At 64.1% G+C, this 21,458-nt stretch carries 22 protein-coding genes and 1 pseudogene; 14 read left to right on the top strand and 9 right to left on the bottom strand.

All coding sequences use genetic code 11. The features are described 5' to 3' along the window. Positions 1 to 28 precede the first annotated feature (28 nt). Both RR42_RS23420 and RR42_RS23415 read right to left on the bottom strand, forming a co-directional pair. Positions 29 to 829 carry an SDR family NAD(P)-dependent oxidoreductase gene (locus RR42_RS23420; protein ID WP_043353436.1) on the bottom strand — a complete coding sequence of 267 codons (801 nt, stop codon included), beginning with the start codon at positions 827 to 829 and terminating at the stop codon, positions 29 to 31. A gap of 54 nt (positions 830 to 883) precedes the next feature. Beyond that, positions 884 to 1,579: a carboxymuconolactone decarboxylase family protein gene (locus tag RR42_RS23415; RefSeq protein ID WP_419188907.1), complete on the bottom strand. Its 696-nt coding sequence runs from the start codon at positions 1,577 to 1,579 to the stop codon at positions 884 to 886. 84 nt (positions 1,580 to 1,663) lie between these two features. Between RR42_RS23415 and RR42_RS23410 the strand changes: the two genes are divergently transcribed. Next, a complete protein-coding gene (locus RR42_RS23410) occupies positions 1,664 to 2,563 on the top strand; it encodes a LysR family transcriptional regulator (RefSeq protein ID WP_043353433.1) in 900 nt (299 codons plus the stop codon). On the opposite strand, the gene RR42_RS37845 is transcribed toward RR42_RS23410, so the two are convergent. Both RR42_RS37845 and RR42_RS23400 read right to left on the bottom strand, forming a co-directional pair. Then, positions 2,560 to 3,945, bottom strand: a complete 1,386-nt coding sequence (locus RR42_RS37845) for an MmgE/PrpD family protein (RefSeq protein ID WP_052494886.1) — start codon at positions 3,943 to 3,945, stop codon at positions 2,560 to 2,562. The two genes, RR42_RS23410 and RR42_RS37845, sit on opposite strands and share 4 nt — an antisense overlap. Positions 3,946 to 3,957: 12 nt before the next feature. Continuing rightward, complete coding sequence (locus RR42_RS23400) at positions 3,958 to 4,947, bottom strand: Bug family tripartite tricarboxylate transporter substrate binding protein (protein WP_043353432.1); 990 nt, start codon at positions 4,945 to 4,947, stop codon at positions 3,958 to 3,960. Positions 4,948 to 5,160: 213 nt separating this feature from the next. Between RR42_RS23400 and RR42_RS23395 the strand changes: the two genes are divergently transcribed. Next, positions 5,161 to 6,048 (top strand): LysR family transcriptional regulator, encoded by an 888-nt coding sequence (locus RR42_RS23395; protein WP_043353428.1) that lies wholly within the window; start codon positions 5,161 to 5,163, stop codon positions 6,046 to 6,048. 24 nt (positions 6,049 to 6,072) lie between these two features. Here RR42_RS23395 and RR42_RS23390 read toward each other — a convergent pair whose 3' ends face one another. Further along, positions 6,073 to 6,936, bottom strand: coding sequence for an alpha/beta fold hydrolase (locus tag RR42_RS23390; RefSeq protein WP_043353426.1), 864 nt, complete (start codon positions 6,934 to 6,936; stop codon positions 6,073 to 6,075). A 156-nt stretch (positions 6,937 to 7,092) separates the two neighbouring features. Continuing rightward, positions 7,093 to 7,410: a tripartite tricarboxylate transporter substrate-binding protein gene (locus tag RR42_RS23385; protein ID WP_052494885.1), complete on the bottom strand. Its 318-nt coding sequence runs from the start codon at positions 7,408 to 7,410 to the stop codon at positions 7,093 to 7,095. Positions 7,411 to 8,130: 720 nt separating this feature from the next. Here RR42_RS23385 and fliL point away from each other — a divergent pair. The 8 genes from fliL to RR42_RS23345 all read left to right on the top strand — a co-directional run bounded on the left by fliL (position 8,131) and on the right by RR42_RS23345 (position 13,937). Next, positions 8,131 to 8,616: a flagellar basal body-associated protein FliL gene (gene fliL / locus RR42_RS23380; RefSeq protein WP_043353421.1), complete on the top strand. Its 486-nt coding sequence runs from the start codon at positions 8,131 to 8,133 to the stop codon at positions 8,614 to 8,616. A 150-nt stretch (positions 8,617 to 8,766) separates the two neighbouring features. Beyond that, positions 8,767 to 9,774: a flagellar motor switch protein FliM gene (fliM, locus tag RR42_RS23375; protein WP_043353416.1), complete on the top strand. Its 1,008-nt coding sequence runs from the start codon at positions 8,767 to 8,769 to the stop codon at positions 9,772 to 9,774. Beyond that, positions 9,767 to 10,225: a flagellar motor switch protein FliN gene (fliN, locus tag RR42_RS23370; RefSeq protein ID WP_043353414.1), complete on the top strand. Its 459-nt coding sequence runs from the start codon at positions 9,767 to 9,769 to the stop codon at positions 10,223 to 10,225. The genes fliM and fliN overlap by 8 nt, the downstream gene beginning before the upstream one ends. Beyond that, on the top strand, positions 10,222 to 10,740 hold the full coding sequence (gene fliO, locus RR42_RS23365; protein ID WP_052494884.1) for a flagellar biosynthetic protein FliO: 519 nt from the start codon (positions 10,222 to 10,224) through the stop codon (positions 10,738 to 10,740). Before fliN ends, fliO begins: the two co-directional genes overlap by 4 nt. Positions 10,741 to 10,889: 149 nt before the next feature. Beyond that, the gene (fliP, locus tag RR42_RS23360) at positions 10,890 to 11,579 is read left to right on the top strand and encodes a flagellar type III secretion system pore protein FliP (RefSeq protein WP_173430752.1); all 690 of its coding nucleotides are present in this window, start codon (positions 10,890 to 10,892) and stop codon (positions 11,577 to 11,579) included. A gap of 34 nt (positions 11,580 to 11,613) precedes the next feature. Then, entirely contained in the window at positions 11,614 to 11,883 is a 270-nt protein-coding gene (gene fliQ / locus RR42_RS23355; RefSeq protein ID WP_043353410.1) for a flagellar biosynthesis protein FliQ, read from the top strand. Between the two features lie 126 nt (positions 11,884 to 12,009). Then, positions 12,010 to 12,795, top strand: coding sequence for a flagellar biosynthetic protein FliR (fliR, locus tag RR42_RS23350; RefSeq protein ID WP_043353409.1), 786 nt, complete (start codon positions 12,010 to 12,012; stop codon positions 12,793 to 12,795). A 194-nt stretch (positions 12,796 to 12,989) separates the two neighbouring features. Next, the gene (locus RR42_RS23345; protein WP_052494883.1) at positions 12,990 to 13,937 is read left to right on the top strand and encodes a methionyl-tRNA formyltransferase; all 948 of its coding nucleotides are present in this window, start codon (positions 12,990 to 12,992) and stop codon (positions 13,935 to 13,937) included. A gap of 104 nt (positions 13,938 to 14,041) precedes the next feature. Here the strand turns inward: RR42_RS23345 and RR42_RS23340 are convergent, their stop codons facing one another. Further along, positions 14,042 to 15,268, bottom strand: a complete 1,227-nt coding sequence (locus RR42_RS23340; protein WP_043353408.1) for an RtcB family protein — start codon at positions 15,266 to 15,268, stop codon at positions 14,042 to 14,044. A 130-nt stretch (positions 15,269 to 15,398) separates the two neighbouring features. Between RR42_RS23340 and RR42_RS41770 the strand changes: the two are divergent. Both RR42_RS41770 and RR42_RS41205 read left to right on the top strand, forming a co-directional pair. After that, positions 15,399 to 15,611 (top strand): annotated as a pseudogene (locus RR42_RS41770) (RNA repair transcriptional activator RtcR family protein); the annotation flags it as partial. A 148-nt stretch (positions 15,612 to 15,759) separates the two neighbouring features. After that, complete coding sequence (locus tag RR42_RS41205; RefSeq protein WP_043353407.1) at positions 15,760 to 16,140, top strand: hypothetical protein; 381 nt, start codon at positions 15,760 to 15,762, stop codon at positions 16,138 to 16,140. Here RR42_RS41205 and bla read toward each other — a convergent pair. Then, a complete protein-coding gene (gene bla, locus RR42_RS23330; protein WP_043353406.1) occupies positions 16,132 to 17,019 on the bottom strand; it encodes a class A beta-lactamase in 888 nt (295 codons plus the stop codon). The genes RR42_RS41205 and bla overlap by 9 nt on opposite strands. A 53-nt stretch (positions 17,020 to 17,072) precedes the next feature. Then, positions 17,073 to 17,873 carry a class D beta-lactamase gene (gene blaOXA, locus RR42_RS23325; RefSeq protein WP_052494882.1) on the bottom strand — a complete coding sequence of 267 codons (801 nt, stop codon included), beginning with the start codon at positions 17,871 to 17,873 and terminating at the stop codon, positions 17,073 to 17,075. Positions 17,874 to 18,146: 273 nt separating this feature from the next. Between blaOXA and RR42_RS23320 the strand changes: the two genes are divergently transcribed. Both RR42_RS23320 and RR42_RS23315 read left to right on the top strand, forming a co-directional pair. Further along, positions 18,147 to 19,811 (top strand): hypothetical protein, encoded by a 1,665-nt coding sequence (locus RR42_RS23320; protein ID WP_043353405.1) that lies wholly within the window; start codon positions 18,147 to 18,149, stop codon positions 19,809 to 19,811. An 84-nt stretch (positions 19,812 to 19,895) separates the two neighbouring features. After that, positions 19,896 to 21,452 (top strand): metallophosphoesterase family protein, encoded by a 1,557-nt coding sequence (locus tag RR42_RS23315; protein WP_043353404.1) that lies wholly within the window; start codon positions 19,896 to 19,898, stop codon positions 21,450 to 21,452. Positions 21,453 to 21,458: the final 6 nt, after the last annotated feature.

Genomic DNA, 21,458 nt, shown 5'->3' with positions numbered 1-21,458 from the left:
CTCTTGCGCTGTAATGTGCCATTCAGGGTTAGTCGCAGCGAACGCTCATGCCGCCGTCAACGACAATCTCAGTACCGGTGACGAACCGAGCCTCGTCCGAAGCCAGGAAGAGTGCAGCGTTCGCCGTGTCGCGGCCATCGCCCATGAAGCCAAGAGGAATGCGAGCCTGACGTTGCGCGAGCAGCGTATCGACATCGCCACCCGCACGCTGACCTGCCAGGCGCGCCTCGACCATCGGCGTATGCATCTGACCAGGAACCACCGTGTTCACGCGAACGTTCTTCTTCGCGTACTCGACGGCGACCACGCGTGAGAACTGGATGATGGCAGCCTTGGCCGATGCATACCCCACTTGAGCGGAACCAGTCCAGCGGATACCGGACGTTGACGCCGTATTCACGATGGCGCCGCTACCCTGTTTTTCCATGTGCGGCAGCACGTGCTTGCAAGTCAGGAAAACGCTCTTCAGGTTGAAGTTAAGCTGACGGTCCCAGTCTTCTTCGCTCAGCTGAACCGGCCCGCCCTTCGCAGACCCGCCAACATTGTTGACCAGGATATCCACGCGGCCAAATCGTTCAACACAGGCCTCGACCATTGCGCCAACGGCGGCCGAGTCAGTCACATCGCAGAGATGCGATGCAAACTCGCCACCGACTGCCGCCAGACGGTCCAGGGTTTCCACCATCGGGTCCTGGTTCTTGTCCACCGCGAATACCTTCGCGCCTTCTTCCGCAAAACGCACAGCAACCGCACGACCATTACCCCAGCCCGGACCGACGCAACCTGCACCGGTAACGATGACGACCTTTCCTTCCAGACGACCAGCCATTCTTGATACCTCTATCTCTTGATTCGCAAACGAAGTTGATTGGAACGCAAGCCGTCAGGCTTTCTGGAGCTCCGGCGCGCTCCCGTCAGGCGGCACGACGCCAAACACATTGATGGTCATGGAGATCAGGGTGTAATACCCGGCCACACCCACCAGGTCTACGACCCTCTCCTTGCCAAGGACGTCGAGCGCACGTTGATAGAGCGCATCCGAGACATTGCGCGTAGCGTGGAGTTCATTAATGAAGTCGTAGACGACGGCTTCATCCGGGAGCGAAAACTCCGGCGTCTTGCCAACGCGAATCGCTTCGACTACCTCGGATGACACGCCCGCCTTCAGCGCGATAGGCTTGTGGGCCCACCACTCAAACTCGGCCATCCAGGTTCGGGCCATCACGAGAATGGCAAGCTCGGAAAGCCGAGGAGGCAGCGAGGAGTCGTAACGGCAATACTGTCCAAGTGCCTGGGCTCGGCTGGCAAGTCCGGCGCGGTGCAGCCACATGGCCAGCGGGCCACGTACTTGGCCACGCGGACCGGAAGCAATGGCGTCGTACACCTCGCGCTGTTCGGGCGACAGTTCTTCAGGTTTGAGCGGCTGGAGACGTTCCATGGTGTGCATGTGTTCCGAGGTGACAATGAACCGGAACACCGCCCCGGACGCCATCATCGATGTGCCGCCGGGTAAGGCTTGTCTCCGTTTCATTCTTGATTTGATGGCTGTATTCTGGGTCGACGAATCGATAGCGTCCAATACATATTTCGGAAGAGACTAATTCCCGATTAGAATAAGTGAGACCCATCGACGCCGCGTTGCTGCAACGCGGCAGCACCCGAAATGCTCGAACTCCGTACCCTCCGCCTCTTTCTCGTGCTAGCCGAAGAACTCCATTTCGGCCGCGCCGCGCAACGGCTTGCGATATCCCAGCCGCCCCTGACGAAGCACATCCAGCAGTTGGAGGAAGACTTGGGCGTGCAACTCTTCGACCGCAATCGGCGTACCGTGAAACTGACACCAGCTGGCTCCGCGCTGGTGCGCGAAGCACGCCGCATGCTGAACCAGCTTGATGCGACGGTGGAAGCGGTCAAGAAGGCGGAACACGGTGACATCGGCCACCTCCGCATCGGTTTCGTCGCGGCTGTGCTCTACATGAACATCGAGAACATCGTCCGAAAGTTCGAAAAAGACATCAGCGAGATTGACCTGACCTGGGAAGAAATCAGCACGGCCGAGCAAGTCGACGCATTGCAACGCGACCGCATTGATCTCGGGTTCGCCCAAATAGGAACACCGCCTGCTGAGTTGCGCGCACACGTCGTTCATAAAGAACGCCTGGTTGCAGCGCTACCGGACGACCACCCTGCGTCAAAACGCAAGAAGATCGACCTTTTCCAGCTCGCGGATGTCCCTTTCGTCGCAATTCCACGTGACAGCGCGCCTGCTTACTTCGATCTCGTTACCGCCACGTGCATGCAAGCCGGATTCAGTCCCCACATCCGCCACTACGCCAAGCATCTGCTTTCCGTGGTCAGCCTCGTAGGCTTGGGACGAGGTTTCGCTCTGGTCCCTGCCACGCTTGCGAAGGCTTCGTTGCCAGGCGTTGCACTGAGGGAGCTAAACGATGTCTCAGCCGTGGCGGAATACTCTGCAATCTGGAACCCCGCGAACCAGTCACCGGTACTGCTGCGAGCCTTGAAGGCACTTGGAGTTCCAGACGTGGACAGCTCAGTAGCTTAGTTCCGACGAACGGCCAAGGTGAGAATGTCCTTGACGCAAGTCGTGCTTAGCTTTCCAAACGCGGCGGTTAGCTCGTCTGCCTGCCCCGGTGACAAGACAGACTCTGTCAATGCCCTGAACTTTGCGCGAATGGCTGCCGGGCGCGCAAGATTCTCCGCTGAGCCGGACGGATTGGTTTGTTCCGCCCGTACTCGCTTGCCATCTCGCGACTCAAGCTCCACCCATCCGCAGAAGCTCGCCGGATACAGCGCATCAAGCTGAGGATCGCGGACGATTTCCATTGCATTTGCAAGTGCGACAACCTCCGGGTCAGACAGCCGCTTGTCGCCAAACTGTGCAGGCAGGACCTGCCCATCGATCAGAGCCACGGCGAGGCTGTAGCGTCCGCTCATCTGGGCGTTGAGCACGCTTCCCGGCTCGTACCTGTAGCCGCACTGCACGTCCACGACAGTGGGCATGCCGACCTTGATTTTCCCCTGGCGGGACCACTCTTCCCTCAGCTGAAGCGCGCAATCCACATGAGAGTGCGCGCTCCCACAGCAGGCATATGGCTTGAAGTTGGTTCGTGGCATGCGCCATTCCCGGCCCAACCCGTTCAGGATTTCGTCCGGCCTGGGATCATCCGAGAATGCCTTCAACCACCCTCCATCTTCGGTCTCGAACAGTTTTCCCGGACCCGTAAGCCCTCGTGCCGCGAGTTCCGCAGCCATGACCCCTGCATGAGCACCGCGCCCCGGATGGAAGCGCTTCGAATCCGAGCCATCGCATGCAAATGCGAAGAGCCCGCCAGATTGGGTGCCGGCAAGTCCCAGCGCCCACGCCGTACGCTGGGCGTCGAGGCCCAGCATGACCGCCGAAGCCGCTGCGGCGCCTAAGGGCGCGCACACGGCCGTCATGTGCCACCCCTTCATACGTGCAAGCGCCGGCTGCAGCGCAAGTGAACAGCGGATCATCGTCTCGTAACCGACGGCGATGGCGGTCTCCACCCGCCCAGGCGCTACGTGGTGCTCCTCTGCCAAAGCGAAGACCGCCGGCAACACGACGGCACCAAGATGGACCTTTGCATTGTGAAAGTCATCCAATTCATACGCATGCGCCGCTGCGCCATTTACCAGGGCTGCATCAGCTGCCCGATATGTCACGCTCTGACTTCCCCAGGCGCGCGCGCCCTTCACACGTGGCACCTGGCTGCCCTCGGCTGCCCAGTCGGCGATGGCTTTCGACCACGGCTCATCATGGCCGGTGAGTCCCGCCCCGAAGGTGTCGAGAGACAGCAAGCCAACGGCCTCTCTCACCTCCAGCGGCAGGTCGTCATTTCTGACGTTCGCAATCCAGGATGCAAGCGCCGCTGTCATTTCCACATCCGGCCCGTTGAAATTCATAGTCGTCTCGTCTCAATCAATCTGGATGTTTGCTGCCTTGACGATGGCGGACACCTTGGTGATGTCGGAGCTGATCAATGCCTTGAACTGCTCCGGCGTCGATTGCACGGTCTCGAACGACATATCCGCGAATCGCGCCTTCATCGCCGGATCCTGGACGGCCTTGTTGACTTCTCGTGAAAGGCGTTGTGTGATCTCAGCCGGCAGATTAGCCGGGCCCCAGATTCCGTACCATGACAGCAACTCAAAGCCTGGCAGCCCGCTCTCCGCCACAGTCGGGACATCAGGCAGTTGGGGAATCCGCTTGCCACTGGTAACCGCGAGGACCTTCAAACGCCCGCCCTTGACGAACGGATATACGCCAGGCATCGGCGAAACCGCAGCTGTTACATGGCCTCCCATGACATCGTTGAGCTGTGGAACCGCCCCTTTGTAGGAAACAATCTCCATATCGAGCTTGAACGAGTGGCGGATCATCTCTTCAGTGAGATGGCTGGTCGTCCCCAGCCCCGAAGTCGCCCAGGCGTAGGTTCTTGGCTTGGCCTTGGCCAGCTGCACGAGCTCGCGCAGCGAGTTCGCCGGAACATTGGTATTCGCCACCACCAGCAGCGGCACGTGGCCAATCTGTCCAATCGGGGTGTAGTCCTTGATGGCGTCATACGGTGCGTTCTTGGCAACCAGAGGAAGATAGACTTGGCTGGACGCGTTGAAGAGGAGCGTATAGCCGTCCGACTGGGCCTTGGCAACGGCTTCCGAGCCGATCATCCCCGACGCGCCTGGGCGATTCTCCACAACAATAGGCTGCCCCATCTGACGCTGCAGTTGCGCGGCGACCAGCCGGCCAACCGTATCGATGGAACCGCCGGGGGTATAGGGAATCACCATCTTGATGGGCCGATTCGGGTAGTCCCCTGCCGCATGCGAAGGCAGGCCGATTGCCATCGACAGTGCACCAGCCAGGCCGATGGCGGCACGTCGCGCGTTAAGTCCAGATACCTTCATGGCAGTCTCCTCCTAAGTGTTCTTACGCTTCTCGCCGGTACTGACCACCGGCTGCGCATGCAAGCCACTTTAAGATTCGCCCTGCCAAGCGTCCAATACCGATTGCCTCCATGAGTTATAGGGCTGACGAATCAGCTACGCTCCACGTCTTCCCTAGCATCTCCACGCTGCACTTCGAGCTATCCTTACGCCACGAAACACAAGGGAAGCGGGATGGAACTGCGCCAATTGCTCTACTTCGTCACCGTTGCTGACGAACTCAACTTCAGCAAAGCTGCGGTGCGACTGCATATGTCGCAACCTCCACTGTCTCAGCAGATCAAGGCTCTGGAGGACGAGATTGGCGTAGAGCTGCTCACCCGCAATCGCAGGGAAGTCAGGCTCACCGACGCCGGCCGCGCCTTTCAATCCGACTGTCGCTCCGTCCTGGAACAGGTGCGGGTTGCCGTATCCACCGCACGCCGCACCGCGGCGGGCGACATTGGTACGCTTCAGATTGGCATGGTTACCTCCGGTATTTACCACGTGCTCCCGACAATCCTGAAGCGTATGGCTGAGAGCTTTCCGGGACTGCATATCGCCGTAACGGACATGGGATCGGCTGACCAGGTGCACGCAGTCATGCAAGGGAAACTCGATGTCGGCGTCGTGCACTCGGTTCCTACGCGAGCGGGCCTCGGAAAAGCCCCGATTTTCACTGAACATTTTTCGATCGTCGTGCCAGAGGGACACGAGTTCACGACGAAGTCGGACCTGACAATAAGGGACCTGGAGGAAATGCCTCTGGTGGCCTTCTCCCGCGACCACGCGCCAGCGCTGTTCGATGCCATGATTGCATCGTGCCTTGACGCGGGATTCAGCCCTACCATTGCGCATACAGCGCGCAATCCGCTGACGACCTTCCAGATGGTGAGACTTGGTTTAGGGGTAGCGCTCGTACCGCGTTCGTACGCGCGGGCAGGGATGCCCGGCGTCGTCTTTCGGGAAATAGGCGAGACCGCCGGGCATATTCAGCTCTATGCCATCTGGCGCGAGCAAGGACCAGGGGAACTCGTCCGCAAGGTCCTGGGTACCGTCATGCGTGAGCCAATTGTCAGCTGACTGGGGTCGCCAGGCTCTCAGCCACTACGCGCCGTTCCTTATGGTGGGCAATTTAAGGTAGGCAATCATTGCCTCGGCAACTTCATCCAGGCGCTCCGGCAACAACGCATGGGCCGCATTGCGAATCGTGTGATTCGTGACCTGTTCGCCCAGATACTCGCTGAGGACATTCGCGTACCGCTGAGGCGCGATGACGTCATACTCAGCCTGAACGTTGAAGATAGGCTTTCCACCGCCGGCAAAGAAGTCGTCTACTGGCGTCCGCTTCTGGGCCAATGTCTGCATCGTCATCAATTCGGTGTTCCAACCCGTCAACCAACTGGTCGGATCGTTGCCCGGCGCAAAAAAGACCGCCCTCAGGCTGTCGAGACGAACTTCGTCAGGAAGGGTCAGGTCTGCACACTGCTCGATCTTTGCACGAATCTCGGCAGGAATAGGCAGTGCATCGACCCCGCGAGGCACCTTGCCCGCAGAGCCTGCGAGCAACACCAGTGAGCTGACCAGGTGGGGATAGTCACTTGCGGTTGTCCGAGCAATCCAGTTTCCGTGGGCGTGCCCGACTATCACCACCGGAGCCTGACCGGCGTGTTCGATAACGGCGGCAATATCGCCAGCCCAATCGTGGAGGCTCTTATTCTCGATGGGACCGGTGCTCCGAGCGTTCCCCCGAGGTTCCGGACAGAGCACACGATAGCCGGCATCCACCAACGGCTCAGCAAGTTCGAGCATATCCGTCGCACCACGGCCAAGGGACGGCAACAGAACAACGACGGGGCCCGTCCCTGTCGCATATACCTCAATGGAGATCTCGTCATCGCGACGAACATCGTAACGCTGCACCGGCACCGACAGCTTGTCGTGCGACGCCTTCTGACAATCCACTTGCATAACTACCTCTTCGGTTGGAGGGCGATCAGACACCGTGAAAACGCCAGACAACTGTACCGAGAGGGCAACGCGATATCCAATATGGATTCTGACTGAGAGTTATAGCGGGCGCGTTCCCGGGGGTTCCCCGGGGGGGCCCGCCTCCTGCTTCCTTCGTCAGTCCGGCTTTACGCCAAGCTTCGTGACGATCCCGGTCCAGGCTGTGACTTCTCGCGAGATCAATCCCCCAAACTGCTGCGGCGTGCCACCTGCGGGCGCCGCGCCATCTGTAGAGAACTTCGTCGCGGTCTCAGGCATGGCGAGAATACGGTTCACCTCCGTATTCAGTCGCTTCACCACATCCGCCGGCATCCCTTTGGGTCCGATCAGGCCGTACCTGAGCGTTACGTCGTAGTTCGGCAGCCCGCTTTCGGCCACGGTCGGGACCTCTGGGAGTGCCTTCAACCGCTGCAGGAACTGGATCAGGAAGCGCAAAGCTGCGGACGCCCGAGCCGCGGCGACGCCGGCTCGGGCCCTCCCCGATCGCCACCGCGCCCCTCCCAGCAGACCAACGCTTCGCATTTTCGTGTTTTTTTTCACAAGACAGCGGGAAGCGGCGTTTTCGGAACGATGCCCTGGATGGCGAGGCGCACAACGTATTACCCACCTCCAAAATATGCACTTAGATGCATATTTTTGCACTGCCTCGGACAGGTAGCGCCACTCGCGAATGGGTCGGCCCGGGAATGCGGACTTCGCGGTCCGCAGCCAGCTCCTACGGCCCGCCAGGCGCGGCGTGGCGCCAGTCCGCGGCGTCGCGCGGTTCTCCGCACCGTCCCACTGGCGGACTAAATCCACAAACCAATCAACGACTTAGCAACGCGGCGCGACAAGTGACGGTGGCATCGCCAGCGCCAGCGCCATGCCCTTGGCGGCCACCCGCGCCTGCCTGCCCCCCGCTCGCCAACCCGGCAAATCATCGCGGCTTCCTGGTCCGTCGCCCGCTATCCGGTACCCGGTGCGGCTTTTAGTCAAACATCCACTCAAGTTCCGTGCCCGTCATTCGTTAACCCCTGTAAGACCATCCGCGTAGCTCGGATGACAAGACCTGTTCGGCTCAAAGGGCCAAGCTGAGCGGGTTTCACCCTTTTTTTCGGCCCTTTGCTTGCCGGTCATTCCCTCAAGAATGGCAAGGCATTCCGATACAGGCATCTCATGGCGAATACGCTCACTTCTTCCCAGGCTGACGGCAACACGAGCAAGCGCGGGCGACTGCTGCTGGTGCTCGGCGTCGTGCTCGTCGCGGCGCTGGGTGCCGGGGGCTTTTTTCTGGGCAACATCCTGAGCAACCGCCAACCGGCCGCGCCTGCCGCTCCGGTTGTACCGCCGCCGATTTTTGTGCCGCTGGAAGCATTTACCGTCAATCTGAAGAGCGATGACGGCGACCGCTTCCTGCATACCGGTTTGTCGCTCAAGGTGGCGAACGCGAAGGACCAGGCGCGCATCACCGAGTACCTGCCGGAAGTCCGCAGCCGCATCTTGCTGCTGCTGTCGGCCAAGCAACCGCCCGATCTGGCGACGGTGGACGGCAAGCGCAAGCTGGCCCAGGAAATCCAGAACGTCATCAGCCAGCCGTTCGCGCCCAACCTGCCCAAGCAGCAGATCCTGGACGTCCTATTTACTTCCTTCGTGGTGCAGTAAGCGCTTTGCCCTGCCCCACCAGCAACTCCGATATGAATGCGTCCTTGTTTTCCTTGCCTGTCTCACAGCGCGCGCGCCAACGCCAGCGCGCGGGCTGATCGGTGCATGGTCGCTTTCATTCATCACGGCACTCAAGGGGCAGGACACTAGATGGCCTACGACAAGTTTCTCTCGCAGGACGAGGTAGACGAATTACTGAAAGGCGTGTCAGGCGAGACCGATACGCCCGCGGTCGCCGCGCCGGTCTCCGAGGATGGCGTGCGCCCGTACAACCTGGCCACGCAAGAGCGCATCGTGCGCGGCCGGCTGCACACGCTCGAAATCATCAACGAGCGCTTTGCCCGCCAGCTTCGCACCCAGCTGTTCAACTTCATCCGCCGCGGCGCCGACATCTCGGTGGGCTCGGTGCGGATCGAGAAGTACGGCGACTTCGTGCGCAACCTGCCGGTGCCGACCAACCTGAACCTGGTGCACATGAAGCCGCTGCGCGGCACGTCGCTGTTCGTGTTCGACCCCAACCTGGTGTTCCTGGTGGTCGACAACCTGTTCGGTGGCGACGGGCGCTTCCACACCCGCGTGGAAGGCCGCGACTTTACCCAGACCGAGCAGCGCATCATCCGGCGCCTGCTGGACCTTGCGCTCAACAGCTACGGCCAGGCCTGGAATGCCGTACATCCGATCGAGCTGGAATATATCCGCTCGGAAATGCACACGAAGTTTGCCAACATCGCCATGCTCAGCGAGGTGGTGGTGACCACCGCCTTCCATATCGAGCTTGGCGCGGTGGGTGGCCAGCTGCACGTCTGCTTCCCGTACTCGATGATCGAGCCGGTGCGCGACCTGCTGATGAACCCGCTGCAGGACGAGGTTGAAGTAGACAAACGCTGGATCTCCCAGCTGTCGCAGCAGATTCGCTCGGCGGAGGTGGATCTGGTGGCCGAATTTGCCCACGTGGAAAGCACCGTAGCCGAAGTGCTGGCGCTGCGCGTCGGCGACGTACTCCCCATCGAGCTGCCCGAGCAGGTCTTCGGCAAGGTCGATGGCGTACCCGTGCTGCAGGCCGGCTTTGGCACCATGAACGGCCAGTATGCGCTGCGCGTAGAACGGATGATCAATCACCAAGAAATCGATTCCAACAAGGAAACCGACCATGACTGACGGCAAAGACGACAAGCCGGCCGACCCGATGGACGACTGGGCCAGCGCCCTGGCGGAGCAGACCAGCGCCGAGGATCTCGCCGCTGCCGCCGCGCCTGCCCAGGCTGTCGCCGCCACGCCAGCCACAGCCACACCGGCCGCCTCCAAGGTCTTCCAGCCGCTGGAGAAGGAAACGCCGAGCGGCTTCCACAACGATATCGAGATGATTCTCGATATCCCGGTCCAGCTCACGGTAGAGCTTGGTCGCACCAAGGTGCCGATCAAGACGCTGCTGCAGCTGGCCCAGGGCTCGGTGGTGGAGCTCGACGGCCTGGCCGGCGAGCCGATGGATGTGCTGGTCAACGGCTACCTGATCGCCCAGGGCGAAGTCGTCGTGGTGAACGATAAGTTCGGCATCCGCCTGACCGACATCATCACGCCGTCCGAACGCATCCGGAAGCTCAACCGATGAAAGCCGGACCGCGCCGGACCGCCCACGCTGCGCTTGCCGCCGGCGTGGGCCTGGCGCATGCGGCGAGCGCGTACGCGCAAGCCAGTGCCACGGCGGCCAGCCCGGCCGGTACCGGTACGATCGCCAGCAACGCCGGGGCCGGCAGCCATGTCCCGGTCAGCAGCGCAACGGGGCTGGCGCAAGCCGGCCTCGGCCTGTTTGCCGTCATCGCCCTGATCCTGCTGCTGGCCTGGCTGGCGCGCCGCGCCGGCCTGGTCCGGCATGGCCAAGGCGGCCAGATGAAGGTAGTGGGCAGCACCATGCTCGGGCCCCGCCAGCGCCTGGTGATGGTGGAAGTGGGCGACACCTGCCTGGTGCTGGGCGTGAGCGCCGGCGAGATTCGCACGCTCCACACTTTGCCCGCGCAAGCCGCGCACAAGCCGGACCACCCCTGCGGCAGCACGGCAACCCCGGGGCCGGCCGGCAGCTTTGGACAAAAGCTGCTGCGTGCCATGCAAGACAACCTGAAGTCATGAATTTCCTGCCTGACGCCTCCCGGCGCACTTTGCAACACCACCTGCAACGCCACCTCCGGTCCGTGCGCGAATGCGCCAGCCAACCCTCCCGGCTTGCGCTCGCGGCATTGCTGGTGAGCGCCTGCCTTGCGCTGGTGCTGTTGCCTGCCATGGCCCACGCGCAGGCATTGCCCGGCCTGACCAGCAAGGCCGGCCCGGGCGGCAGCCAGACCTGGTCGCTGTCGGTACAGACGCTGGTCCTGCTCACCTCGCTGTCGTTCCTGCCTGCGGCCATGCTGATGATGACGGGCTTCACCCGCATCATCATCGTGCTGGGGCTGCTGCGCAATGCGCTGGGCACGGCCAGTTCCCCGCCCAACCAGGTGCTGGTGGGACTGTCGCTGTTCCTGACCTTCTTTGTCATGTCGCCGGTGTTCGACCGCATCTACACCGACGCCTACAAGCCGCTGTCCGAGAACAAGCTCAGCCTGGAAGACGCCGCCGCCAAGGCCGCCGCGCCGCTCAAGACCTTCATGCTCAAGCAGACCCGCGAGAAGGACCTGGCGCTGTTTGCCCAGATGGCCAAGGTGCCCGAGATGCAGGGCCCCGAAGACGTGCAGATGCACATCCTGGTGCCCGCCTTTGTCACCAGCGAGCTCAAGACCGCGTTCCAGATCGGCTTTACCGTCTTTATCCCCTTCCTGATCATCGACCTGGTGGTAGCCAGCGTGCTGATGGCGATGGGCATGATGATGGTGCCGCCGGCCACCATCGCGCTGCCGTTCAAGCTGATGCTGTTCGTGCTGGTGGACGGTTGGCAATTGCTGCTGGGCTCGCTGGCGCAGAGCTTCCTGAACTGATCACGGGGCGCTAGCCCCACCCGAGGCCTTCGCCATGACGCCGGAAACCGTAATGAGCATCGCCACCCAGGCGATGAAAATGACCCTGATGCTGTCCGCGCCGCTGCTGCTGGTGGCGCTGGTGGCTGGCCTGGTGGTGAGCCTGTTCCAGGCCGCCACGCAGATCAATGAAATGACGCTGTCCTTCATCCCCAAGCTGCTGGCTCTGTTCGCCACCATGGTGCTGGCCGGCCCGTGGATGATCAACACCTTTGTCGACTACATGCGCGAAGTGTTCCAGGGCATTCCCGCCCTGGTGCATTGAGTCCGATGCGTGCGATGCGCCCCATGCGCCGGACAAGCCAGGCGTCGCGCCTGGCCGCGCTGAGCGACATCTAACGCCGCAATCGCCGCAACAGCCGTATCCGCCGCAACAGCCGCAACAGCCGCCGTGCTCTCCGTCACCTCCGCCCAGCTCTACGCCTGGATCGCCGCCTTCCTCTGGCCCTTGTTCCGCCTGCTGGCCCTGATCGGCACCGCCCCGCTGTTTGGCGAGTCGACCATCCCGAGACGCGCCAAGGTCGGCCTGGCGGCCCTGATGGCGGTGATCATCTCGCCCACCATCGGCCACCTGCCGCTGGTGCCGGTGTACTCGCTGGAAGGCTTCCTGATCATCCTCAACGAGGTAGGTATCGGGCTGGCGATGGGATTCAGCATGCGGCTGGTGTTCTCCGCCGTGCAATTCGCCGGCGAAACCATCGGCCTGCAGATGGGCCTGTCGTTCGCCTCCTTCTACGACCGCTCCGCCGGCGGCCAGACCATGGTGCTGGCGCGCTTTCTCAATGTGGTCGCCATGCTGATGTTCCTGGCCATGGACGGCCACCTGATGCTGCTGGCCACCATCGCCGATAGCTTCGCCAGCCTGCCCATCGCCGCCCAGCCCCTCACCGGCGCCGGCTGGGCGGCGGTGGCCGCCTCCGGCGCCACCGTGTTCTCCTCGGGGCTGCTGCTGGCCCTGCCACTGATCGCCGCGCTGCTCACGCTCAACCTCGCCATGGGCATCCTGAACCGCGCATCCCCGCAACTGTCGATCTTCGCGGTCGGCTTCCCGGTCACGCTGGGCGGCGGCCTCCTGTTGATGATGCTGATCATGCCGCAGATGAGCACCTTCATGGCGCGGCTGATCGAGGGCGGGTTGAGTACGGTGGCAACGGTGTTGGGGCAGTTTGGGCGGTGAGGGTCAGGTCTCGGCGGACCCGCCCGGAGCTTTAAGAATCCGTTTCAAATAGATGCTGGCAGCGTTGCGCGGCGGTGCCGTACAGTGACGTGTCGGCGGCCGCGGTTCCAGCCAGGGTCCTTTTGCTTCGCTTCATGCTGAAGCGGCATCCATTTGCTACAAGCAGGGCCGCCCGACGATTCAGGAATCGATCGTTGAGCCCCCTCCCTGCCTCCCTCGACACCAGTGCAAGTGCCAGCTTCGGCCCCGCCGCCGCGCAACCCGTGGCGGTACCCGCCACGCCAAAACGCTTCGCCATCACCGCATCCGACCGTTATGTTGGCGTCTTCGATGCCTTCGTCCAGCACGGATGGGAACCGGTGAAACTGTTCACCGCCCGCGTCGACGGGCGCATGCATCGCACCGACGCCATCCTGGACCGCGCGCAAGCCCGCAAGATCGACATCCAGCTCTCCCCCATGAATGACCACTCACTCGACGGCCTGCGCGATCTCGGGTGCGACTTGCTGGTGGTGGCGAGCTACGCGTGGCGCATCGGAGACTGGGCCTCGCGAATCCCGATGGCCATCAATTTCCACCCCTCGCCATTGCCGGTGGGCCGCGGACCCTATCCGCTGCCACGGGCCATCCTGGACGGTCTGGCCACCTGGGGCGTAAGCTGCCACAAGATCAGCAAGGATTTCGATCAGGGCGACATCCTGGCCCAGCGCCAGTTCGACGTTGCCCCCGACGAAACGCATGAAAGCCTCGATCTGAAGGTGCAGCGCGCCACGTCGCGCCTGGCCCACGAAGTGGCCTTCAATCTCGATGCCCTGTGGAAGAACGCCGTGCCGCAGGGCGCGGGCTCCTACATCCCCTTCTGGACCGACGCCGACCGTACGCTCGACTTTTCCCTGACGCCCGAGCGCATTAACGCGATGCTGCGCGCCTTCGGGCGCCATGAATGCCTGGCGCGCATCAACGGCAAAGTGGTCCACGTCATCGACGCCCACACCTGGCGCGAACCGCATAACCTGCCGCCGGGCGTGGTAGACCATGTCGATGGCGAGCGCTTCGTCGTCTCCTGCACGGGCGGATTCATCGCCATTCTCGAGTGGAACCTGTTGCCGCCCGGACAGATGCGGGGCACGGCGCCGCGCTGAGCGCACACGGCCGCGGGACGCAACGGGCGAATGCAGCGTTGCCCCTCCTGTTCTTGTTGCGATGCCAGGGACAGGTTCGTCCCCGGCGACGGCGTTTGCTGCCTTCAACCCTTCACGCACACCACCTGCTTGAGCGTGTGGACGATCTCGACCAGGTCGGACTGCGCCGCCATCACCGCGTCGATGTCCTTGTAGGCCATCGGGATCTCATCGATGACTTCGGCATCCTTGCGGCACTCGACGCCTTGCGTGGCCAGTCGCTGGTCTTCCACCGAGAACCGGCGCTTGGCTTCGGAGCGGCTCATGGTGCGGCCCGCACCGTGGCTGCAGGAGCAAAACGATTCCGCATTGCCCTTGCCTCGCACGATGTAGGAACGCGCGCCCATCGAGCCCGGGATGATGCCAAGCTCGCCGGCCTTGGCGCTGACCGCGCCCTTGCGGGTGATCAGCACGTCTTCGCCGAAGTGGCGCTCCTTCTGCACGTAGTTATGGTGGCAGTTCACCGCCTCCATCTCCGTGGCAAAGGGCTTGCCGATCACAGCGCGCGCGGCGTCCAGCACGTTGGCCATCATCGTCTCGCGGTTGCGGCGCGCGTACTGCTGCGCCCACTCCACCGCGAACACGTAGTCTTCATAGTGCTCGCTGCCTTCCACCAGGTAGGCCAGGTCGCGGTCGGGCAGGTTGATGAAGTGCCGGCGCATATCCGCTTGCGCCAGCTCGATAAAGGTGTTGCCGATGGCATTGCCCACCCCGCGCGAGCCCGAGTGCAGCATGAACCAGACTGACTGGCTCTCATCCAGGCAGACCTCGATAAAGTGGTTGCCGGTGCCCAGCGTGCCCAGGTGATTGCGGTTGTTGGTGCGCGCCAGCTTCGGGTACTTCCGCGTGATGCGCTCGAAGCCACCTGCCAGCGCGGCCCAGCTCGCATCCACCGCATCCGGCACCGCGCCCCAGGCGCCCTTGTCGCGGCCGCTGCGGTTGCTGGAGCGGCCGTGCGGCACCGCTTTCTCGATGGCGCTGCGCAGCGGGCCGAGGCTATCGGGCAGGTCGCTGGCGGTTAGCGTGGTCTTGACGGCGATCATGCCGCAACCGATATCCACGCCCACCGCCGCCGGGATGATGGCGCCGCGTGTGGGAATCACCGAGCCGATGGTGGAACCTTTGCCCAGGTGTACGTCCGGCATCACGGCCAGATGCTTGAAGATGAACGGCATCTGCGCGGTGTTGGCGAGCTGCGCGCGCGCGCCGTCATCGACGGGCACGCCATGGGTCCACATCTTGACCGGGCGGCCGGTGCCGGACAGGAATACGTCGTAATTCTCCTTGCTCATGTCTTCATCTCTCTTTGCCTTGCAGCGGGACTACGCTGGCGTTGGCCAGCAAGATACCAAATAAGGTGGGCGACTATGGGTTGTGGAACCGGTGCTGTAAGCGTAGGACAATGCGGCACAGTAGTACTGGGTGCACATCACCACCGGCACCCACGTGGCACAGATCTGCCTGTTCCTGCTGACCGAGGCGCGCTACCTGCCGGCCTGCCTGTTGCAGACCTCGCCGCCCTTGCGGCAGGCCAGCGGCCAGCCAGGCCGCTACGCCGCCATCGATCTGGACCTGTCCCGCTACGACCAGCTGGCCGCGCGCTTCTCGCGCGAGCAGCAGGATGCGGTGTCGTTGCTCAAATCCGGCATTGCCACCCGCAACGCCGCCTTCAACCAGACGATCGGCGAGGTCGAGCGCGTGGTGCTGCTAATCGGCCCGACCGGCACCGGCAGGTCGTTCCTGGCGCGGCAACTTCCGCGGCCTCGCCGCATCGGTGACGCGCATGATGACGCTGGCCGACAGCGGCCGCATCGATGCCAGCGTCGTGGACGCGGAAATCGCGCGGCTGAGCGACTCGTGGCAGGACGGCGCTCAGCAGGCGTTAGCGCAAGGCCAGATGCAGGACCAGATGCAGGGCCAGGTGCAGGCCATCCCGGATCCCGCCGTGCGGGCTGCCACGGACCCGTTCGACCTGGTGCAGCTCGACTATGTGTTGAGCGTGTGCCGCCGGAGCAAGAGCCAGGCCGAGGCCGGGCGCACGCTGTTTGCCGTAGTTTGCCGTATTGCGGCTGGGCAAGGGCAGCAGCAACGACAGCGACCGGTTGGCCAAGTACCTCGGCAAATCCGGCCTGACCTTCGCGGCGGCGAGCCAGTCCTAGCTTAGCGCCTCGGCCGCGATCCGCGCGGCGGAGGCCAGCACGTCGTTGCGATAGGCGGTGTCCTTGCCGGGTTGCGTGAAATAGATCGCCAGCACGATGGGCGGCTTTCCGGGCGGCCATGCCACTCCGATGTCGTTGGCCGTGCCGTAGTCGCCGGTGCCCGTCTTGTCCGCCACCTGCCAGTCCACCGGCACGCCGGCGCGGATCCGCGTGGCGCCAGTGGTATTGCCGCGCATCCATGCCACCAGCTGTTCGCGCTCTACCCCGCCCAGCGCATCGCCCAGCGTGAGCCGTTGCAGGCTAGCGGCCATGGCAGCGGGGGTCGACGTATCGCGCGGGTCACCAGGCAGCGCGGTGTTGAGCTCGGTCTCCCAGCGGTCGAGCCGGAACTGGTCGTCGCCGATCGTGCGGGCAAACGCGGCCACAGCGGCAGGGCCACCGAGCAGCTTCATCAGCAGGTTGGCGGCCGTGTTGTCGCTGTACTGAAGGGCGGCCGCACACAATTCGGCGACCGTCAGGCCACCGCCGACGTGCTTCTCTGTGATCGGCGAGTACGCGACCAGTTCGTCCTTCTTGTAGGTAATGCGCCGTTGCAGCAGCCCGGCCTGCGTTGCGCTGCGCTGCAGGACGGCGGATGCGGCGATCACCTTGAATGTGCTGCACAGCGCAAACCGTTCATTGGCGCGGTGACTGAGCCGCGCGCCATTGGCGGTGTTCAGCGCAGCGATGCCAAGGCGCCCGCCTGCTGCAAGTTCGAGCGCGGCCAGGCGGTCTTGCGCCGCGACGCTCCCTTCGGTCCTGCCAGCCCACGAAGTGCAGGCGGCGGCGAAGGGGACCGTCGCGGCGGCGAGCAGCAGCGTGCGGCGAACGGGAGAATGTGTCATTGGTCTTTTCCTGTGATTGAGTGACTTATTGAGTGGCTGATTGAGTGGCTGCATCAGAGCGATCCCAACAGTCCCGGCAACGCCTGCAGGAACGCATCGCGCGCGCGCAATCCTGCGCTGACAGGCTCGTTTTTCTCATCCTGGATCAGGCGCGCAAAGACAACGTTCCGGCCATCCTTCGCCGCCCAGCCGACAAACCATCCATAGCCGTGGCTCCAGTCCTCGGCGCCATTGGCCAGGCGCGGGGCGCCGGTGCCCGTCTTGCCGTAGACGGCCCATCCGTTCGGCAACTCGCCGAGCGCCATGATCCGGCTTGTCATGTCATAGGCATGCGCGGTCACGGGCAATTGGCGATTGACCACCTTTTGCAAAAACGCAACCTGCTCCAGCGCAGAGATCTTCAGCGACGAGCTAAGCCACGAGCGCGTCAGTCCGTTGTGCTTGCCGGGGTCGCCAGAGATATCGCCATTGCCGTACTGGAACGCACTGATGTACCGCCCGAGGCGCGCCTGGCCAAGCTGTTGCGTCAACTGCTGCGAGTACCACACGACCGAGGTCTTCATCCAGCTCTGCGGGTCCGTGGTGACGCGCTTGGACGGGTTGCTCTCACGATACGCCTCGCGATACGGCATGGCTGGCGCGTGCTCATCCGCCAGCAGCCCTGCGTCGAAGCCCATCAGGCTGAGCGGGACCTTGAATGTCGATGCCGCGGTCACGCGCTGGTTGCAGGTGCCCTCTTGCTTGAGCACCTTGCCGCTACCGGCGTCCGCAAGAACCGTGCACGTCAGCTCGGCATGGGCGGCTGAAAAGGACAGCGCCGCGCAGAGCGCGGCAAAGATGGCGATTGGCTTCAAGATGACCTCCGTGTTTTTTTATGAGCGCGATCGATCTGGCCGGCCAGGTCGGCGCACGAAACGGAGCATAGAAGCGCGGCGGCATGACGCCAAGCCCGCTGGCTGTAACCTGCGTAACATGGCACCCTCGGTGCACGCGCCGATGGCACAATTCCCACACGTCCCGCTGCAAGTTGTTGCTAAAAAGTGCCGCTGCAAAGACCCGCCTCAACGTCCTGCATTAACGTCCTGCATTAACGTCCTGCATCAACGTCCCACACACAACCGTCCCGCATGCGCCAGCCCGCCCTTGCCATTGAGCTATCCGCCCCCTATCTCGTCAACGGCGAGCCCGCGCGCTACCAGAGCCTGTGGCTGCTCGCCGCCGTCTGCGCGGCCGCGCGCAACCGCGGGGCCAGCTTGCCGGCGGTGCATTTGCAAACCCGCTTCCCCGATGCCGCCAATATCCGCATGATGGTCTCGCGCGCCTTTGCCGACTTCGCACGCTGGGGCGTGCCGGTGGGGTGGGGACCGGACCGGGGCCAGGGCATCGCGGGTCTCAACCCGGCGCGCCGCAGCCGCGGGCCGTTCTGGATCGAGCCGGCGGCGGCCAAGCGCGTGCGCTTCACCGTGGATGGCCGCAGCGCTGGCGATGCGGCATTGGCGCGCTTCGTGGGGCTGGGCACTGCCTGCGCGAAGCACGCCGCCCGCCAGGCGGACGCGGCCCACCCCGCGGTTGACTACGTGATGCGCGACATCAGCTACTGGAGCCATCTCACGCAAGCCATGCGCGGCATGCAGGACGGCGTGGGCGTTGCGGGTGGTGGTGCCAGCAACGGCGTAGCGGATGCCCTGCGCGCAGCGCAGCGCTGCGCCACCGACGATTTCCAGCACGCCTTCGCGCTGCTCAAGGAGAGCCTGGCCTGGCGGCGCGGCGACGACCTTGCGCGCAGCCGCGCGGCGCTCCAGCGCTTTGACCGCATCGTGGGCACCGGCACCGTGGACACGGCGGTGCCCACCTTCGCCGCCATGGCGCGCGTGGTGCGGGCCTGGGAGCGCTATGCAGGCAACCAGATGGAGGCGGCGCAGGCGGAACTGGAAGGCCTCGGCGCCGATCCGGCGCTGCAGCCCGTGGTGCGCTACAACCCGCGCGTGCGTTTCGAGACCCTCAACCTCGGTGCGCTGGTCCACAAGACGGTGGCGATCCGCGACATGGCAACGCAGCCAGAGGCGGCGCGGCAAGCGGCTGAAGCGGCCGTGGCAGGCTTCTCCGGCGCCCTGCAGGCAGCCTATGAGGCGGACTCGGTGGATGCCGCGCAGCACGTGGCGGCCAACCTCGGGCTCTGCCTGTGGCTGTTCTGGAACCACGCACTGATCGATCCCCGGCGCGCATGGCCCGCGGGCCAGGTGCAGCGCCAGGCCGTGCGCTGGCTGGGCTTGTCGGAATGGATCTGCGACCGCTTTGGCGTGGGCGGCGGCTCGGCGTGGAACATCATCTTCCTGCTGCGCATTGCGCGCGGCAACTGCGCGCAGGACGGCGGCGGGACGCTCAAGGCGTTTCGCGCGCAACAGCCGCTGCTGCTGGATGAAGCGGTGGACGCGCTGCGTCCCTTCCATGCGCCCTTTGCGCGGGCCAAGGGCTTTATCAGCTGGTCGTCGCTGGCCAGCTTCGCGCTTGACGAGCACGACAGCGGCCACGTGCATTACGGTGCCCTGCCACTCGCCAACCTGCTGCTGGAGGCCAGCTGGTTCCAAGCCTTCGAGCACGGTGCCACGGCTGCCGCGTTTGCCACCGTGGAGCGCCTGGCCGGGCTGCTCGGCAAGCTGCGCGCGGCGGAGCGCCGCTTCTTCGTCTCGGCCATCACCGCGCTGCCACGCGAGCTGCAACTGGCCGCCGCCGAAGCCATCCGCGCCGCGCCGCGCGCTGCCCGCAAGACCAAAGGAACGCCTCGCCGGTGAGGCTGACACATAACATTCATCGTACCGAAACATCACATCCGTATATTTCCGCCTCGCAATCAGGGATAACAGGGAGATATAAGGATGGATAACCACAACGCCAACCGGCACGCCGGCCCCGCCATGCGCCTGGGCGCTGGCGCTGTCCTCGCCATGCTGGCCGCGGCCGCCGTGCTGCACGGCTGCGGCAGCGACAGCACGGACGCGGCGCCAGCCGCCGTGGCCACCGCGCCGGTCACGCCGGTCACGCCATCCGGCGATGCACCCAGCGCCAGCGCCAACATCCAGGCCGCGTGGGTCGAGATCGGCGACAGCAACCAGGCCATTGCACGCGTCATCACCAACTACGCCGCGCCGGCCGTCGTGGCAGGCAGCGCGTTGCCTTCGAATTCGCTTTGCCCGCTGCTGACCGTCGATGGCGTGCAGCAGCGCATGACGCTGCGCACGGGCGCCGGCACCATGGCGCAGCGCACCACCGCCAGCGCCGCAGCCGACTCCAAACCGTCTGATTTCCCGGTCTCCGTGTGCGAAGCCACGCTGCCGGCCGGCGCCGCCGCCAGCGTGGCGGGCCAGACGCTGCCGCTGCCCAAGGCCCAGCCGCAACGCGTGCTGGTGCTGGCCGATACCGGCTGCCGCCTGAAGAAAGCGGATAACGCCTACCAGCCTTGCAGCGATGGCACCGCCTGGCCGTTTGCCGCGCTGGCCACTACCGCCGCCGGCATGAACCCGGACCTGGTGCTGCATATCGGCGACTACCACTACCGCGAAAACCTCTGCCCGCCCGACATCGCCGGCTGCCAGGGCACGCCGTGGGGCTATGGCTGGGATACCTGGCAGGCCGACCTCTTCAAGCCCGCCGCCCCACTGATGGCCAAGGCGCCGTGGGTGGTCGTGCGCGGCAACCATGAAGAATGCGCCCGTGCCGGCCAGGGCTGGTTCCGCTTCCTCGATCCGCGCCCGTACTCGGACGCGCGCTCCTGCAACGACCCCGCCAACGACAGCAACGCGAACTACTCCGAGCCCTATGCGGTTGCGCTTGGCACCGGCTCGCAGGTCATCGTGTTCGACTCGGCCAAGGCCGGCAAGGCCGCGCTGCCAACCTCCGACCCGCAGTTCATCGCTTACCAGAAGCAGTTCCAGACGGTAGGCTGGCTGGCCGCCAAGCCGGGCATGACCACCACGATGTTCACCAACCACCATCCCATCCTGGCCTTTGCGCCGGTGGCGGGCAGCAACCCGGCGCCGGGCAACCTGGCCCTGCAATCGGTCATGAGCAATGCCAACGCCCAGGCCTACTACCCGCCCGGCGTGCAAGTGGCGCTGCACGGCCACGTGCATGACTTCCAGGCCATCAACTTTGCCTCCAGCCACCCGGCCACCATCGTGTCGGGCAACGGCGGCGACAACCTGGACGTAGCGCTGCCCGATCCGCTGCCGCCCGGCACGATTCCCGCGCCCGGCACCGTGATCGACAAGATCACGCACAGCGCAAGCTTTGGCTTCCTGATGATGGAGCGCAATGCGTCGCCCGCCACCGGCTGGACCTTCAAGGCGTATAGCGTGGCCGGCAAGCTGATGGCGACCTGCGTGCAAACCTCCAATACGCTGGCTTGCGACAAGACCGGCTTCCTGGCGCCGTGACCGGGG

Origin of the sequence: Cupriavidus basilensis, from assembly GCF_000832305.1 — a bacterium.
Lineage (GTDB): Bacteria > Pseudomonadota > Gammaproteobacteria > Burkholderiales > Burkholderiaceae > Cupriavidus > Cupriavidus basilensis_F.
This window is presented reverse-complemented; position numbering and strand designations above follow the sequence as displayed.

Excerpts from the sequence above, each read along its gene's own strand:
- RR42_RS23410 (WP_043353433.1), top strand. The coding sequence starts at position 1,664 with ATGCTCGAACTCCGTACCCTCCGCCTCTTTCTCGTGCTAGCCGAAGAA.
- RR42_RS23315 (WP_043353404.1), top strand. The coding sequence starts at position 19,896 with ATGGATAACCACAACGCCAACCGGCACGCCGGCCCCGCCATGCGCCTG.
- RR42_RS37845 (WP_052494886.1), bottom strand. The coding sequence starts at position 3,945 with ATGAATTTCAACGGGCCGGATGTGGAAATGACAGCGGCGCTTGCATCC.
- fliP (WP_173430752.1), top strand. The coding sequence starts at position 10,890 with ATGGCCCACGCGCAGGCATTGCCCGGCCTGACCAGCAAGGCCGGCCCG.
- fliN (WP_043353414.1), top strand. The coding sequence starts at position 9,767 with ATGACTGACGGCAAAGACGACAAGCCGGCCGACCCGATGGACGACTGG.
- RR42_RS23390 (WP_043353426.1), bottom strand. The coding sequence starts at position 6,936 with ATGCAAGTGGATTGTCAGAAGGCGTCGCACGACAAGCTGTCGGTGCCG.
- fliL (WP_043353421.1), top strand. The coding sequence starts at position 8,131 with ATGGCGAATACGCTCACTTCTTCCCAGGCTGACGGCAACACGAGCAAG.
- fliM (WP_043353416.1), top strand. The coding sequence starts at position 8,767 with ATGGCCTACGACAAGTTTCTCTCGCAGGACGAGGTAGACGAATTACTG.
- bla (WP_043353406.1), bottom strand. The coding sequence starts at position 17,019 with ATGACACATTCTCCCGTTCGCCGCACGCTGCTGCTCGCCGCCGCGACG.
- RR42_RS41205 (WP_043353407.1), top strand. The coding sequence starts at position 15,760 with ATGATGACGCTGGCCGACAGCGGCCGCATCGATGCCAGCGTCGTGGAC.
- RR42_RS23420 (WP_043353436.1), bottom strand. The coding sequence starts at position 829 with ATGGCTGGTCGTCTGGAAGGAAAGGTCGTCATCGTTACCGGTGCAGGT.
- RR42_RS23320 (WP_043353405.1), top strand. The coding sequence starts at position 18,147 with ATGCGCCAGCCCGCCCTTGCCATTGAGCTATCCGCCCCCTATCTCGTC.
- fliQ (WP_043353410.1), top strand. The coding sequence starts at position 11,614 with ATGACGCCGGAAACCGTAATGAGCATCGCCACCCAGGCGATGAAAATG.
- fliO (WP_052494884.1), top strand. The coding sequence starts at position 10,222 with ATGAAAGCCGGACCGCGCCGGACCGCCCACGCTGCGCTTGCCGCCGGC.
- RR42_RS23400 (WP_043353432.1), bottom strand. The coding sequence starts at position 4,947 with ATGAAGGTATCTGGACTTAACGCGCGACGTGCCGCCATCGGCCTGGCT.
- RR42_RS23395 (WP_043353428.1), top strand. The coding sequence starts at position 5,161 with ATGGAACTGCGCCAATTGCTCTACTTCGTCACCGTTGCTGACGAACTC.
- RR42_RS23340 (WP_043353408.1), bottom strand. The coding sequence starts at position 15,268 with ATGAGCAAGGAGAATTACGACGTATTCCTGTCCGGCACCGGCCGCCCG.